The sequence below is a fragment of the Haladaptatus sp. R4 genome (genome assembly GCF_001625445.1).
In the GTDB taxonomy this organism is placed as follows: domain Archaea; phylum Halobacteriota; class Halobacteria; order Halobacteriales; family Haladaptataceae; genus Haladaptatus.
In genome coordinates, this window is sequence record NZ_LWHG01000028.1 from 351,956 (window position 1) to 367,465 (window position 15,510).

Below are 15,510 nucleotides of genomic sequence, written 5' to 3' on the forward strand. Positions count from 1 at the left end.
CTTTTTCGTGGAAACGGACACTGCTTCGAGTGCCGACGATACTTTTCCAGAATTGCAATAGTAAAAACAGAAGCGGAATTCGGGAAACATTGATGTCCCGACACACCAAAGTCTACTTCGATGACAGGAATTTTCTCGCTCGAAGCCCTCGCACGTCTGCCCGAGTTCAACAGTCCGGTGGCCTCGCCCGACGGCGAACACGTCGCCGTCTACTACGACGGCACCGGGAGGAACGAACTCCACCTCATAGACGTTTCGACGGGAGAAATGCGGCAGGTGAGCGACGGCGAGGTTCCCCGAAACGCCCGGCATCCGCTCGAATGGGGACCCGACAGTGACCGGATTTACTTCCACTTGGACGACGCGGGCGACGAACAGAACGACATCTGGGAGATGGACCTCGACGGCAACGCCGCACCCGTCGTCGAGGACTCCGGGCAGTGTCGTCTCACCGACGTTCACGACGGGACACTGCTCTACACGAGCAGTGTTGGCGGGCAGATGAACCTCTATCGGTACGACCGCGAGACGGGAACGAGCGAACGACTCACGAGTACGACTTCGGGGCGTACTCCGGGTTGTCCGCCCCCGACGGCGACCGAATCGTCTATATGACGAACGAGTCGGACGATATGGCCAACGTAGACGTGTACGTCGCCGACGCGGACGGATCGAATCCCCGTACTCTCGAAATCGGCGTCGACGGCAGCGAGAGTTACGCGGTGGACTGGTCCCCCGATGGGAAGAAGCTCCTCGTCGCCGACAATGCACCGGACAAGACGCACTGTGGCGTCTACGACCTCGAAACGGAGTCGGTCGAATGGTTCGGCGACGGCGAGTACGTCGAAGATGCCATCGCGTTCCTCCCGGACGAAAACGGCTTCCTCGCGCTTCGCAGACGACGTGCCGCCGTCGTTCCGCTGGTGTACGACTTCGACGGAACCGCGACGGAACTCGACATGCCGACGGGTGTCGCCTCGTTCACCAGTTACGGGGACGCCGCGCTCGTCGGCGACGAACGCGTCTTAGTCCACGGAACGACGCCGACGCAGCGACCCGCGCTGCTCGTCCACGACCTCGAATCGGGGGCGACGGAGACGCTCATCGAACCCGTCTACGGCGATATCGACCCCGAGACGTTCATCGGCGCCGAATACGTGACGTTCGAGTCCCACGACGGAACCGAAATCGGCGGACTGCTGTACGATTCCGGCGAACGCCCGTCCAAAGCGGTCGTGAAGGTTCACGGCGGTCCGGCATCACAGGACGTACGGAGCTTCAAACGGCGAACGCAGTTTTTCCTCGACCGGGGCTACACGGTGCTGGAGATCAACTATCGTGGCTCCACCGGACGCGGCCGTGAGTTCAAAAACAGCCTCATCGGCGACTGGGGCGGTGCCGAACAGGACGACGTCGCCGAAGGGGCACGATGGCTCCGTAACAAGGATTGGGTCGACGAGGACGAAGTCGTCGTGTACGGAGGGTCCTACGGCGGGTACAGCGCGTACTGGCAGATGGTTCGATATCCCGAACTGTACGCGGCGGGCATCGCGTGGGTCGGCGTCACCGACCTCCACGACATGCACGAGAACACGATGCCACACTTCCAGACCGGCCTGATGGAGAAGTACATGGGCGACCCGGAGGAGAACCACGACCTCTATCGGGAGCGCAGTCCGGTCGAGTACACGGAGAACCTCAGTTCCCCGTTACTCATGGTCCACGGCGTGAACGACCGTCGCGTCCCTGTCTCGCAGGCGAGACTGTTCCGTGACGCGTTGGAGGAGGACGGCTTCGTCGAAGGCGAGGACGAAGACTTCGAATACGTCGAACTGGGCGAGGAGGGACACGGAAGCACCGACATCGAACAGAAGATCCGCTCGATGGAACTCGTGGCCGACTTCCTCGACCGGCGAGTTGCGGCGAACTGAGTATCACTTCACCGTTCGCCCACGACCGCCAACCCGCGTGCCGTCATCCGTTCGAATTCGGTCGGCCACTCCGCGACGATTCCTTGCCACGTCGTTCCCGCGTTCTCCGTTTTGAAGGGGCCGCGGTTGTTGACGGCGAACACTTCGCCGCCGGACGTCCCGCGCGCGAACACGGTTCGTGTCACTCCTTCGCCCGTCGGGAGGCCGTCCAGTCGCTCCCACTGCTCGCCGTCGTGCTTTCGATAGACGGCCGAATCCGCGGAATCGACGTTGTGTGCGCTTCGCGGACCGGTCGCGCTGGAGAGCAGGACGGTGCTCGGGTCGTCGGGCGCGAGTGCGACGCTCCAGCAGTACCGACGGTCGAGACCCTCCTGCGGGTACTCCCACGTATCGCCGCCGTTTTCGGATTCGGCGTAGCCGTCCCCGGCGGCCGACCAAACTCGCCCCGGTGCCTCCGGGTGCGTCGTGAGCGAGTGGTTGTCCACGCGGGCGGTCGGTACTTTGTCCTCCCACGTCTCGCCCGCGTCGTACGTCTGAACGAGCGCTCCGGCCTCGATTCCGACGTAGAGGTGGTCAGGGTCGTACGGATCCGGTTCGATCCAGCGGACGTGGTGCGTGTGGGGACGCGGCGGGAACGACCAGTTCGGTTCGGAGGGGAGGTCGGTCAACCCCTCCCGCTTCTCCCACGAATCACCGCCGTCCGTGCTTCGGTAGACGGCGCTCGGTTCCGTACCGACCCACACGGTGTCCGGGTCCGTCGGATCGATGGCGAGCGACATCACCGACTCCCGGATCGTCCCGTCGCCGACCGAGTGGAACGACTCGCCGCCGTCCTCGCTCCGGAAGAGACCGGCGTCGAACGTGCCACAGAAGACCCGCTCTCCGGTCGCGGCGACGCACTCCAGGTCGTGGTCCGTCAACCGCACCGCCGCCGTTTCGGTCCCGTCCGTGACGAACAGTCCGTTTCGCATCGCGGCATACAGTCGCATACGTTGAACGACGGGTCCGAACCGCCTGAATCTACCCCTAAATCGTAAGTAATCCTACTTGATTGTGTTTCAGGAAACCCTTTATCCACTCCCTTTCGTACTCGAATTCGGACACGATGTTGCGCGGGTCGCGGCCGTCGGCGGTTTACAAATACTACTGCTATCAGGCCACCGTTTCGTTCGGGTTCTTCTCGCCGATCTTCACCCTCTTTCTGCTCTACCGAAACCTCGATTACACACAGATCGCCCTTCTGAGCACGCTCTATTCGTCGTTGACGATCCTCGGTGAGGTTCCGACCGGCTACGTCGGCGACCGAATCGGCTGGCGAAACAGCCTCGTCGTCAGTTCGATCTGCATGACCTGTTCCGTCCTCGGCTTCGTCGTCGCTCGGTCCTTTCTCGCGCTCGCCGGACTGTACGTCCTGTGGACGCTCGCGCTCGTCTTCCGGTCGGGAAGCGGCGATGCGTGGCTCTACGAGTTCCTCCGCGACGAACTCGGGACCGACCAGTTCGCGCGGGTTCGCGGGCGGGGCATGGCGGTCAACCGTGCCGTCACCGTCGTGACGACCCTCGCCGGTGGCGTGCTGTACGGATTCGATCCGGAACTGCCGTTTTTGGCGTCCGGAATCCTGAACGGAGCGGGCGTGCTCGTCCTCCTTTCGTTCCCGCGAAACGAGGCGTTCGTCGATGGCGACCGCGACGCGTTGGGGCCGCTCGATGCGGTTCGCGTCGTCCGTCGTCGTCTCTCGAAACCGCCGCTTCGGTCGTTCGTTGCGTACGTCGCACTGTTTTTCGCCGCGACGAACGCCGTCGAGAGCTACGTGCAACCCATCGCGACCGGAACGCTCTCCATTCCCGTCGAGTTCATGGGGCCGCTGTACGCCGGATTCACGCTCGTCTCCGTCGGACTGAGCTACTACACCGGAACGATAGCGGACCGGTTCGGCCTCCGTGCGACGGCGGTCTTCGTCCCGCTGATTCTCGGCGCCTCCCTGGTCGCACCCGTGTTCGCGCCCATCCTCGCGTTCCCCATGTTCTTCGTCCGAACAGGCTCGAACACGCTCCTTCACCCGCTGGTCAACCAATACATCAACGACAACTCCGAAACCGTCGGGCGCGCAACCGTTCTCTCCGCCGCGTCGATGGTGTACGCGCTGGTCAGGCTTCCGCTCGTTCTCGTCGGCGGCGTTCTCGCCGACGCCTATTCGCCCATCTTCACCGTCGCGGTCGTCGGTGGCGTCGTCCTCGTCGGACTCACGTCGATCTATCTCTGGGAGTCACCTGTCGAGAGCGATGCCGAAACGCCCAGTTCGTCGTAGGTCACTCGACGGTGCGTGGTGGCTCCCCATCCCGCCTCGTGATGTATCCCGCGATCTTGTTTCGAACGCTCTTCGAGTCCACGTTCGTCAGCGCCGTCACGCTCTCCTTGTTCCGGTCGAAGTCGTCGGTAAACGCTTCGGGGTATCGTTCCAAGAGGACGGTCGCTACTTTTTTGACGTAATCGGGTTGGACTGGCATTGGGAGGTCGTCAACCTACGCCGGGAAAACCGTTGGGGAGGCGGGACGATTCGTAGCCAACCCGTCGTCTTTTGGTGGTCGGCCGAAAAGAAGACCTCATGAACGCAGACGATGTCGCGGAACTCATCGAAGCAGGACTGGAAGATGCGGACGTCACGGTCACCCATCCGCGCGGTGTGCACGACGAGGATCACCTCGCTGCGACGGTCATCTCACCGGCGTTCGACGGGAAAACGCTGGTCGAACAGCACCAGATGGTGTACGACACGCTCGGGGAGCACATGACGACGGACATCCACGCGCTCGAACTGAAGACGTACACGCCCGAAGAGTACGACGAGTAAATCGGTAGCCCCGACCGGTCGCGGCGTTCGAACGACGCAACTAACGGATCGGACGAGTAGTGACCATCCCCGCCGCTGTTAGAAGGGAACGAACCGACTGAAACAACGAGAAACGAAAAACTGGGTTAGCGGTTCGGAAGCGTCGCTTCCTGATCGAGGCGGCGGTTACGAAGCGCCGCTCCTGTTTCTGTGTCGAACAGGTGTATCGCGTCCTCCGGGATTCGGGCCACGACTTCCTGGCCCTCCTCGATGCTTCGCATGCCGCTCAGCGTGGCGACGAACGTCTGGCGTTCCTCCATCGTTTTCGATTCGTCGGCATCGGCAAATCGGAGGTAGACGTTGTTCTCGTTCCCCATCGGTTCCACGACGTCCACGACCGTTTCGAAATCGTGTTCGTCGCTGCCGTTGGAGACGAGTTCCACGTCCTCCGGCCGAACGCCGAGCGTCACGCGCGTCGAATCGCCGAGTTCGTTCGCCGTCTCGGCCGACAGCGCGTATTCGAACTGCTCACCGACGAGTTTCGACCCGTCCAGATCCATCTCGAAGAAGTTCATCGACGGCTCGCCGATGAATCCCGCGACGAAGAGATTCGCCGGTTGGTGGTACGCCTCTATCGGCGTGGCGACCTGCTGGAGTTTCCCGTCGTTCAGGATGGCGATTCGGTCGCCCATCGTCATCGCTTCCGTTTGATCGTGGGTGACGTACACCGTCGTCACGCCGAGGTCCTCCTGAAGTCGCTGGAGTTCGGTCCGCATCTGCGAGCGAAGTTTGGCGTCCAGATTCGACAGCGGTTCGTCCATCAGGAACACTTCCGGGTCGCGGACGATGGCGCGGCCGAGTGCGACGCGCTGTTGTTGCCCGCCGGAGAGTTCGCCCGGTTTCCGGTCGAGCAGATCAGGCATGCCGAGCATTTCGGCCGTCTCCTCGACGAGCGAGTTCATCTCGGCTTTTCCCATGTCGGTGGACTCTTCGAGTCCGAACCGCATGTTCTCCCGCACGGTCATGTGCGGATACAGCGCGTAGGACTGGAACACCATCGCGATGTCCCGTTCGCCCGGCTTTTTCTCGTTCATTCGCTCCCCACCGAGGCGCATCTCGCCGCTGGTTATCGTCTCCAAGCCCGCAACCATGCGGAGCGTGGTCGATTTCCCACAGCCGGATGGGCCGACGAGTACGAGAAACTCGCCGTCGTCGATATCCACCGTGAAATCGGAGACCGCGACGATTTCGCCGCCACCGCCCTCACGGAACACCTTCGTCACACCGTCCATTTCGAGGTTCGTCATTGTGTAATCACCCTGTTGTGCGAACTGCTATCTGTTACTCGAACGTTCAGTACTCGCTTCACAAGTACGTTCATGTTGCGACCCCCTCCGCGAACTGGTCGCCGAACATGATGTACACCAGCAACGTCGGGAAGGCGGCGATGAACGCACCCGCCATTCGGATACCGAACCCGACGTTCGTGAGGCTCGCGCCGAGCTGTGCCAGCGGAATCGTCACCGGAGACGCCGGTCCCGGACCCATTATCACCAGCGCGAACAGGAGGTCGTTCCAGACCTGCGTGAACTGGTAGATGAGCGTCACCGCGAACATCGGGCCGGACAGCGGCAGGATGATTCGACGATAGATGCCGAACGCGCTCGCACCGTCGAGTTCCGCCGCCTCCAACATTTCCGTCGGGATGTCCTTGTAGTACGTCCGGAACAGGAGCAGCGTGATGGGTATCCCGTAGGCGACGTGTGAGATTATCAGTTCGATCAGTTGACCGTACGTCCCGAACAGGTTGTGAATCGGGAAGTAGATCGCCCAGAACTGCGAGAGCGGAATCAACACCGCCTGATACGGGATGAAAATCCCGGCGATGAACAGCGTCAGAAACGCCGCTTTGTACCGCCACGTGAGGTTCGTCAACCCGTACGCCGTGATGCTTCCGATGAACGCCGATAACACCGTCGCGGGAATCGCGAGGATGAAGCTGTTGATGAGACCGGAGGCGAGTTGGGAGAACGCGTCGCTCCAGTGAACGAACGTGAATCCCGACGGTCCGGGCGGGAAGTACGGGAGTGAACCGAGAGCGTCGGATTTGAGCGACGTCATGAGGCCCGTCTCTATCGGGAGGAGATACAGTAACACCAGCGCGACCACCGTCGCGTAGAGGAGGATACGGGAGTATCCCATCCTCGACAGATTGCTTACATCGAATACGGACGTGTCGCTCGAATCAGTTGCCATGGTTATAGCTCACCTCGTTTGTACTGGTACGTGAGATACGGCGCGATGACGACGAGCGCGAGCAGGAACAGCATGATGCCGATAGCCGCCGCGTACGCCGTGTTGTTCGGCGAACCGAACGCCTGTCGCACCATCATCGTCGCCAGAATGTCCGACCCCTTCGGCGGGTAGTACGACCCGGTCAGCGAGTAGAGGAAGTCGAACGCCTTCAGCCCGAACACCATCAGAACGACCGAGGCGCTGATCGTTGCGCCTTTCAGTTGTGGGATCACGACCCGTCGATACAGCCGATACGTCGATGCACCGTCGACCCGTGCGGCCTCGAAGTGATCGTTCGGAATCGCGCGCAGTCCGGCGAGATAGACGACCATCGCGTAGCCGCTGAACTGCCAGACGAGCGCCAAAATCACCGAACCGAGAACGATACTCGGGTCGCTGATCCAGTGCGGTGGGTTCTGGATTCCGATCCCGCGTATGATGACGTTGATCGGTCCGTCGCTGTAGTTGTACATCCAGAGCCAGAACTGTGCGGTGACGACGAACGAGAGGCTCATCGGGAGCAGATAGATGGTTCGGAACGTGTTCTCGAACCGTATCTTCTGGTCGATGAGTATCGCCAGCCCGAGCCCGACGAGTAGGCAGAAGACGGTGAACACGACGAGTAACACGAACGTGTTCTTCGTAGCTGCGATGAACGTCGGGTCGCTGAACGCACGCGTGTACATCTCGAAGTCGAGATGCGAGTAAGTCGGCGGGACGAAACTGTTGTAATCGGTCAACGAGACGAGGAAATTCCAGCCGATCGCTCCGTAAACGAAAAAGCCCATCACCAGAAACGGCGGTAGCCAAAACGGGAGCGACCTGAGGAAATCCGGACCCATGTCGAACCGACTGGACGTGCGCTCCGTCGCGGTTCCGCCGTCCGTCCGGAGGTCGTCGGTATTCCCGGTCAGTTTTCGGTATGTGTCTCTCAATTGTTCTATCATAATAACAACGTAAGATGTGGAAAGCTGTCGTTCAGTTCGACGAGGACGAAATCGCGTCCTTCCACTGCTGCGCGACTTTGTCCGCCGACGAAGCCTTGTACGACGAGAAGTTCTGCGAAACGGCGCTTTCGAGCTTCGCCTGAACGGTCGGGATGACCGCGAGGCCGTGTGCGACCGACGGCGGCTGTGCCTTCGATTTCTTGAAGGCCGCGTATTGGTCGGACTGGAACTCGGGGAACTTCTTCATCGACACGTCGGTTCGTGGCGGAATCGAGCCTTTCTTCGAGTTGAACCGGACCTGTGCGTCCTTGGTTCCGGCGTATCGGAGCCACTTCTTGGCGGCATCAGGTGCGGGCGTGTTCTTCGGGTACACCCACGAGTCCATGTTCATCGCGTAGTAGCCCTCGGTACCGGGGAATGCGACGTAGTCCCAGTCCTTCTTGTACTCGAAACTGTCGTCGGCGGCGTACATGCCAGCCACCCAGTCACCCTGCTGGATGAACGCCGCGTTTCCGTTCATCACTTTCTTGTTGCCTTCTTTGAAGCCGATGGTGCCCGCGTCGTCCGAGAAGTACTTGCTGTAGTCAGCGAGCGTCTTGAACGCGTTGGCGATGGGTTCCTTGCCGATGGAGCCGTCCATGAACTTCTGGTAGCCGTCCCAGCCCTGCTGGCCGAGGAACACCGCTCCCCAGAGTTGAAGCGTCGTCCACGGGCTCTTGGTCGATTGCGCCATCCCGACGGCGTCCGTGTTCTTGTCGACCTTCTTCATCGCGTCGGTCAGATCTTTCGGACTCTTGAGGTCTCCCGGACTGACACCCGCCTGCTTGAGGACCTTCTTGTTGTAGAAGACGTTGTTCATCCGGTGAATGTTCGTCGGAACACAGATGTACGTCCCATCCGGCTTTCCGGCGTTACGCGGCCCTTTCGCGTAGGCCTTCTTCATCTTGTTCTTGCTCCAGACGGAGTCACCGATGTCACCGAGGATGTTACCGTCCTTCGACTGGAACTGGAGCAGGTTCTTGCCCGGCCAGTCGGCCCAGCTTCCCGGCGGGTTCTGTTTCTTCAGCCGGTTGTTGATGACGGTGTTCAGGGTCGTGTTTCCGCCGCCGCTGATGCCCTTGAGTTTCGAATCGACATCGGGGTACTCCTTCTCGAACCCCTGGTACATGTTCTTGATAGCACTGAGTCCGTCCCCGGGACTCCAGCCGTGCATGAGCAACAACTGCTTGTTGCCGCCGCCACCCATGAAACTCGAACAGCCGGAGAGACCAGCCAGACCGGCAGTTCCGGCCAGTCCGGTTGCTTTCATATAGCTACGCCGCGATAGGTTGTTGGATTTTTTACCTGTCATATCTGCGCATCATCCACGTCTACCTTTACCATTTGTCACGGGGTACTTAATCATTTTTGGATTACTTCGTCACCGAGTGAATTTTTCTGTGACAATTCTTGTGGAATCAATGCCTCCTTATCCTTCCGAAACCAAATCAGTCCCGTTTCGGTGGGTTTTACGCCCGCCCACATCGACCCTCCAAACGCATGAGCGACGAGGATTATCGAATCGAAGAGGACAGCCTCGGGGAGATGCAGGTACCGACCGACGCTTACTGGGGTGCACAGACCCAGCGTGCGGTCGAGAACTTCCCTATTTCGGGGATCACGTTCGGGCGACGGTTCATTCGCGCGCTCGGCATCGTCAAGAAGGCGGCCGCGCAGGCGAACCGCGACCTCGGAATGATCGAGGAGGACGAAGCGGACGCCATCATCGAGGCCGCGGACGAGGTCATCGCGGGCGAACTCGACGACCAGTTCCCGGTGGACGTGTTCCAGACCGGGTCCGGCACGTCCTCGAACATGAACGCGAACGAAGTCATCGCCAACCGCGCCGCCGAGATTTACGGGGCGGAAATCGGGGACCGCGTGATCCACCCGAACGACCACGTCAACTTCGGGCAGTCGAGCAACGACGTGATTCCGACCGCGATGCACGTTTCGGCGCTCGAAGCCGTCGAGAAGGACGTGCTCCCGGCGCTCGACACCCTCCGCGAAGCCCTCGCCGAGAAGGAAGAGGAGTACGACGGGGTGGTGAAGACCGGCCGCACGCACCTACAGGACGCGACGCCCGTGCGCGTCGGACAGGAGTTCGGCGGCTACCGCTCGCAGATCGAAAAGGGACTCGCGCGCGTTGACTACGTCCGGGAGCATCTCAGCGAACTCGCGCTCGGCGGAACGGCGGTCGGGACCGGGCTGAACACCCACCCCGAGTTCCCCGGCCTCGCCGCCGAGTACATCAGCGAGGAGACCGGCATCGAGTTCCGCGAGGCGGACAACCACTTCGAAGCCCAGGCCGCCCACGACGCGATGGCCGAAGCACACGGCGCACTCCGCACCGTCGCTGGCTCGCTCAACAAGATCGCAAACGACCTGCGACTGCTGGCGTCCGGCCCGCGCAACGGACTCGGGGAGATCGACCAGCCGGAGAACCAGCCCGGCAGTTCCATCATGCCCGGCAAGATCAACCCCGTCGTCGCCGAGGCGGTCAATCAGGTTCACAAGCAGGTCGTCGGCAACGACACCACGGTCGAGTACGGCGCGGCGGAGGGACAGATCGACCTCAACCTCTACAAACCCGTTCTCGCCCACAACTTCCTCGAATCGGCCGAACTCGTCTCCAATGCCAGCCAAGCGTTCGCGGACAAGTTCGTCGACAAGCTAGAGGTCGACGCCGAGCACTGCGAGGAGAAAGTCGAGCAAAGCATGGCCCTCGCCACCGCTCTCAACCCGCACATCGGCTACGACAAGGCCTCGAAAGCGGCGAAGGAAGCGCTCAAGGAAGGAAAGACCGTCCGGCAGGTCGTCGTCGAGAAGGGCTACCTGAGCGAGGAGGAGGCGGACGAAATCATCGACCCCGAAGCGATGACTCACACCGGTATCCTCGGACGGGAAGAATAAGTCGGATCTTCTTTTCGAGTAGCCAGTCGAAAGCGTGGTATCGACTCGAAACGCGGCCTAGAACAGACTGGTGAAGAACGACACCACCGATTCTATCAGCGAGGCGAAGCCGCTCCAGAGCTTTCCGAAGAACCCTTTGCTTCCGCTGGACGGTGGAGTGGTCGTCGTCGTCGAGGACGTGGTCGAGCCACCGGTGGTGGTGTTCTCCGTCGTTTTCTGGGTCGTCGTTTGAGTCGTCGTCTCGGCCTTACACGACTGCGAGCTGATGGTTACCGGCTTGTTCATGTTCAGCTTCGTACGGGTGGGGTTGTTCACGTCTCCCGACAACACCTCCCACTTCTTGATTTTCCCTTGGTACACGCCGTTCTGTTCCGACTCTCCCGCGAGAACGGCTTTCTCGTTGAACTGTGGGTTGATGGTGATGTTGAAGTCGTTTCCGATGCCGCGATAGGCCATCCCGTCCGCGCGACCTTCCTGCCAGGTCCAACTGACGTTCGCGCTCGCGGTTTCCTTACCGTTCCAGTCGCGATGTTTCGAGTAGTCGAACGTGTCGAGGTTCGTCTGGGCGTCGTAGGAGTCGTCCTCGACCACGAACTTCCCGTTCACGGGAAGGTTCGTGATGCGGAACGTCACCGCGCCCCCTTTCCCGGCATCTATCTTGTCGTGAATTGCGACGAGGCTGAGTCCTTGTGGACCCTTGTAGAGGAAGAGGATGCTGGTGTCTTCTCGTTGGAGGTTCTGGGTCCCGAAGGAGGCGTACTTGTACGACGACGGGTCCGTATCGGGCGTGCGGTAGTCGTAAAATTCCTTGATCGGCAGCCCCTGCATCGAGAGGGGTGTGATAGGGATACACTTACCGTCCTGTTCGAGGGAGTACTGCGGGGTATTCCCGGACTGTTGCGCATCTGCCGACGAGATGCCACCGAGTATGGCGGTCGAGGCGACTGTCGCCTGAACGAATCGGCGGCGGTTGATAGTGGGCGAGTTCTCGGTCATGCTGTCCACGAAGGGTACGATTTCCCGGCGTCTTTGTTCCACGCCGACTGACTGAAATCAGTGCCAACCGAACGAAACGGTAGGAAGACCATTCTTTCCCGGTAGGGGTGCTATGCCGGGACGATAGGGAAGACATTCTCTATCAGGATCGAAGGCCGGTTCTTGGAGGCGATTTTCCGCGAAATCCATGCGTACGCCACACCTACTTATATACAGTCTCCGTTCGGTCATGTGCGTATGGAGACACTCAACCCCCGTGTTCGTCTCGGTTGGCTTGCGGGCGTCCTCGTCGCTGCAGCACTCGTTGGGGGACTCCTCGTCGGGGTGCGGCGGTTCGTCGTCGCGTTCTCGCTCCCCCTCGTCGTCGCCGGGATTCTCGTCGTCGCCGTTCTCGGAATCGTCTATGTCGTACTCAACTATCGGGCGTGGCGCTTCGAGATCCGCGACGACGACCTCTATCTCGAACACGGCGTTTTCACCCGTGTTACCACCGTCGTCCCCTTCGTCAGGGTCCAACACGTCGATACGCAGCGAGGTCCCGTCGAACGCCTGCTCGGTCTGGGAAGCGTCGTCATCTACACCGCCGGTTCGCGCGGGGCCGACGTGACGATTCCCGGCCTCACCCCGGAACGGGCGAGCGAACTACAGGGACGTCTTCGGAACCTCGCGGTCGAGAGCGAGTACGAGGATGCGGTATGAAACTTCACCCGCTCTCGCTCCCCTACCGAATCGTCACGCGCGGTGTGCAGATTCTCTCGACCGTACTGTTCGCCGGACTCGCCGCCGTCGGCGCAGTGAAGGCGCTGACACTCGGACTGTTCGCGCTCATCGTCGTCGTCGTTTTGCTCGGCATACTCGGGTGGGAGTTCGCCTATCACCGGCGATTCGAATACGAACTCACGAACGACTCGCTCGACATCGATTCGGGGGTCATCTCGCGCCGTCGCCGGGAGATTCCCCTCCGCAGGATTCAGAACGTGGACATCCACCGAAACGTGATTCAACGGGTCGCCGGAATCGCGTCGGTCGGATTGGAGACCGCGGGTGGCGGCGATACCGAGGCGAGCCTCGAATACGTCGCCTACGAGGAAGCGAGACGGCTCCAGCGGGAGATTCAACGCCGGAAGAACGGCGATACGGAGGCGGCGTCTCCGAACGAGTCGGAGACGCGGCACCCGGAGGACGTCCTGTACGAGATCAGCGCCGAGGAACTGCTGTTGCTTTCGGCCGTCTCGATCGAACCGCGGGCCATCGGTCTCGTCTTCCTCGTCATCCCGTTCGTGATGGACACGATGGATTCGTTCGGGAGCGTGGTGTTCCTGTTCGGCTTCGTACAGATCGTGTTCTCCGCGCTCGTCCTGTGGGTGAGTAGCGGGGCGATCACCTTCGCGCGTTACTACGACTTTCGGCTGACACGCGTCGGCGACGAACTCCGGTACGAACGCGGCTTGCTCCAGCGCTACGACGGAAGCATCCCGCTCGACAAGATCCAGACGCTCACGATGCAGGAAAACCCGATCATGCGCCGATTGGGATACGCCACGCTGTCGGTCGAAACGGCTGGATACAGTCCCGGAAACGGGTCGTCCGGCGGTTCCGAGGCGGCGATCCCACTCGCCGTCCGTGAGCGCGTTCTCGTCCTCGCACACTCGCTCGAATCGTTCGAGGACCCGACGTTCGAGCGTCCACCGCGTCGGGTCCGGCGGCGCTACGTCCTTCGCTACGCCATCGTGGTCGTCGTGCTCACCGGCGTCACGTACGGCTTCGACCGCATCACGGGACTCCTCGGGTTCTGGTACGTGCCGCTCGTGCTTCTCGTGGTGACACCCCTCGCCGGTCACTATCGATGGAAACATCGCGGGTATCACGCCGGGGACGACCACGTCGTGACGCGCGACGGGTTCTGGCGGCGGACGACCCACGTCGTTCCCTACTACCGGGTACAGACGGTCGTTCAACGGGAGACGATCTTTCAGCGTCGATGGTCGGTCGCCACGGTTATCATCGACACCGCCGGTTCCATCGGTTTTCGAACGAGGGATCCACACGCGACGGACATCGAGACATCCGATGCGAACGAACTCCGCGAACTCGTCGCCCGTCGTCTCGGTCGGCAGGTAAAACGAAACCGGCGGGAACGACGCCGGAAGCGAACACTGGCGGAATCGGCGTCGGGAAACGATCCGTGAGAAATCATTCGCCGTCGGATTCGGTCGTATCTTCGATGATCGAGACCATCCGTTCGACGTCACCCTCCTCGGAGTACACCGGTGCCCCGTTGACCGAGAATTGACGCCACTCCCCGTCGGGACGTCGATACCGAATCGTAGCATCGCGAACGGTCGTTTCGTCCTCGAAGACGCTTCTCATCGGATGGTCATCCTCCGAAAGCGCGGTACCGTTCTCGTCCGTGATCTCCCACTCGCGGGAGTTGTAGTTACGGTTCATGATCGCTTCCTCCGACAAACCCAGCATCTCGACCGACCGTTCGTTGGCCCGCTGGATTTCCCCGTCCGTTCCGAGGATCACGATACCGACGGGACTCGTCTCGAACACCCGTTCGAGCAGTTCGCGCTCCCGGCGGTGTTCCTTTCGAATCCGCGTCTCGTCGGTGATGTCACGGAAGTAAACCGACAACCCCTCCGTCGAAGGGTAGGCGTGCACCTCGAACAACGTTTTCAGCGGGTCGAAGTAGGCTTCGAACGTCGTCGATTCCTGTGTTTCCATCGCCGCTCGATACTCGTCCTCGAACGCCGAATCGATCGATTCGGGAAACACGTCCCAGACGGAGTTGCCGAGCAGTGCCGATTCCGGCCGGTTCAACAACTCCTCGCCCCGCTCGTTGACGAAGGTGAACCGCCAGTCAGTGTTCAGCGCGAAGAACGCGTCTGTCACTCGGTCGTAGACGGCGGCCATCCGTCGCTGGTACGCTCGTGCTTCCCGCTCCGCGTGATATCGATGGACCACGTTTTCGATACGGTTCGCCAACACGGCGTATCCGTCCGGACCGCCTTTCTGGAGGTATTCGGTGACGCCCGCGGAGATGGCCTCGCTGGCGATTTCCTCGCTCCCTTTGCCGGTAAAGAGGATGAAGGGAAGTTCCGGGAGGCGGATCCGGACGGCCTCCAGAAACTCCAAGCCGTCCATCGCTCCCATGTCGAAATCGCTGACGATACAATCGGCGGTGAAGTCGTCGAGTCGCTCGATAGCGTTCGACGGTTTCGTCTCCGTACGAACGACGATGTCCGGTATGTACTCCGACAGGAGGGCTTGAGAAAGGCGCAATCGCGCAGGGTCGTCGTCGACGTGGAGGACTCGTATCGGCTCCGTTGGATTCCTCGACGCGAGGAACTCGGTCATACACGAATCACTGTGGACTTCAGATATATAGGTATTGAATCACCAACGAGGAACAGTTATACATTCGTAAAATCGCTGCATAATATCGTCCGTATCGGAACATTCCTTCGCATTTTTATTCGTTTGTACTTTACGTTCCGAAAAGAACGGTTCCACGTCTCTCGAAACCTCTCGGAACTGAGAACTGTCGGTTCGGCTC

At 60.8% G+C, this 15,510-nt stretch carries 13 protein-coding genes and 1 pseudogene; 6 read left to right on the forward strand and 8 right to left on the reverse strand.

Annotation, left to right across the window (positions count from 1 at the left end; all coding sequences use genetic code 11):
• The first annotated feature begins 120 nt into the window (after nucleotides 1–120).
• Nucleotides 121–1,931 (forward strand): annotated as a pseudogene (locus A4G99_RS16835) (S9 family peptidase).
• Nucleotides 1,932–1,939: 8 nt separating this feature from the next.
• On the opposite strand, the gene A4G99_RS16840 reads toward A4G99_RS16835, so the two are convergent.
• Entirely contained in the window at nucleotides 1,940–2,920 is a 981-nt protein-coding gene (locus A4G99_RS16840; RefSeq protein WP_066146165.1) for a hypothetical protein, read from the reverse strand.
• Nucleotides 2,921–3,036: 116 nt separating this feature from the next.
• Here A4G99_RS16840 and A4G99_RS16845 point away from each other — a divergent pair, with 116 nt between their 5' ends.
• Nucleotides 3,037–4,239 carry an MFS transporter gene (locus tag A4G99_RS16845; RefSeq protein WP_066146168.1) on the forward strand — a complete coding sequence of 401 codons (1,203 nt, stop codon included), beginning with the start codon at nucleotides 3,037–3,039 and terminating at the stop codon, nucleotides 4,237–4,239.
• 1 nt (nucleotide 4,240) lies between these two features.
• Here A4G99_RS16845 and A4G99_RS16850 read toward each other — a convergent pair whose 3' ends face one another.
• The gene (locus tag A4G99_RS16850; RefSeq protein ID WP_066146170.1) at nucleotides 4,241–4,438 is read right to left on the reverse strand and encodes a 30S ribosomal protein S17e; all 198 of its coding nucleotides are present in this window, start codon (nucleotides 4,436–4,438) and stop codon (nucleotides 4,241–4,243) included.
• 98 nt (nucleotides 4,439–4,536) lie between these two features.
• Here A4G99_RS16850 and A4G99_RS16855 point away from each other — a divergent pair, with 98 nt between their 5' ends.
• Nucleotides 4,537–4,782 carry a BolA family protein gene (locus A4G99_RS16855; RefSeq protein WP_066146712.1) on the forward strand — a complete coding sequence of 82 codons (246 nt, stop codon included), beginning with the start codon at nucleotides 4,537–4,539 and terminating at the stop codon, nucleotides 4,780–4,782.
• A gap of 125 nt (nucleotides 4,783–4,907) precedes the next feature.
• Here A4G99_RS16855 and A4G99_RS16860 read toward each other — a convergent pair whose 3' ends face one another.
• The 4 genes from A4G99_RS16860 to A4G99_RS16875 form a co-directional block, all read right to left on the reverse strand.
• Nucleotides 4,908–6,068 (reverse strand): ABC transporter ATP-binding protein, encoded by a 1,161-nt coding sequence (locus tag A4G99_RS16860; protein WP_066146172.1) that lies wholly within the window; start codon nucleotides 6,066–6,068, stop codon nucleotides 4,908–4,910.
• A gap of 70 nt (nucleotides 6,069–6,138) precedes the next feature.
• Complete coding sequence (locus A4G99_RS16865) at nucleotides 6,139–7,017, reverse strand: carbohydrate ABC transporter permease (RefSeq protein WP_066146175.1); 879 nt, start codon at nucleotides 7,015–7,017, stop codon at nucleotides 6,139–6,141.
• 2 nt (nucleotides 7,018–7,019) lie between these two features.
• Entirely contained in the window at nucleotides 7,020–8,003 is a 984-nt protein-coding gene (locus A4G99_RS16870) for a carbohydrate ABC transporter permease (RefSeq protein WP_066146178.1), read from the reverse strand.
• Nucleotides 8,004–8,034: 31 nt separating this feature from the next.
• Nucleotides 8,035–9,312, reverse strand: coding sequence for an ABC transporter substrate-binding protein (locus A4G99_RS16875; protein ID WP_082837867.1), 1,278 nt, complete (start codon nucleotides 9,310–9,312; stop codon nucleotides 8,035–8,037).
• Between the two features lie 230 nt (nucleotides 9,313–9,542).
• Between A4G99_RS16875 and A4G99_RS16880 the strand changes: the two genes are divergently transcribed.
• Entirely contained in the window at nucleotides 9,543–10,955 is a 1,413-nt protein-coding gene (locus A4G99_RS16880; RefSeq protein WP_066146184.1) for an aspartate ammonia-lyase, read from the forward strand.
• Between the two features lie 57 nt (nucleotides 10,956–11,012).
• Here the strand turns inward: A4G99_RS16880 and A4G99_RS16885 are convergent, their stop codons facing one another.
• Complete coding sequence (locus A4G99_RS16885) at nucleotides 11,013–11,951, reverse strand: hypothetical protein (protein WP_066146187.1); 939 nt, start codon at nucleotides 11,949–11,951, stop codon at nucleotides 11,013–11,015.
• Nucleotides 11,952–12,188: 237 nt separating this feature from the next.
• On the opposite strand from A4G99_RS16885, the gene A4G99_RS16890 reads away from it, so the two are divergent.
• A complete protein-coding gene (locus A4G99_RS16890; RefSeq protein WP_066146190.1) occupies nucleotides 12,189–12,650 on the forward strand; it encodes a PH domain-containing protein in 462 nt (153 codons plus the stop codon).
• Nucleotides 12,647–14,140, forward strand: a complete 1,494-nt coding sequence (locus A4G99_RS16895; RefSeq protein ID WP_066146194.1) for a PH domain-containing protein — start codon at nucleotides 12,647–12,649, stop codon at nucleotides 14,138–14,140. Before A4G99_RS16890 ends, A4G99_RS16895 begins: the two co-directional genes overlap by 4 nt.
• Before the next feature lie 4 nt (nucleotides 14,141–14,144).
• On the opposite strand, the gene A4G99_RS16900 is transcribed toward A4G99_RS16895, so the two are convergent.
• Complete coding sequence (locus tag A4G99_RS16900) at nucleotides 14,145–15,311, reverse strand: PAS domain-containing protein (protein WP_066146197.1); 1,167 nt, start codon at nucleotides 15,309–15,311, stop codon at nucleotides 14,145–14,147.
• Nucleotides 15,312–15,510: the final 199 nt, after the last annotated feature.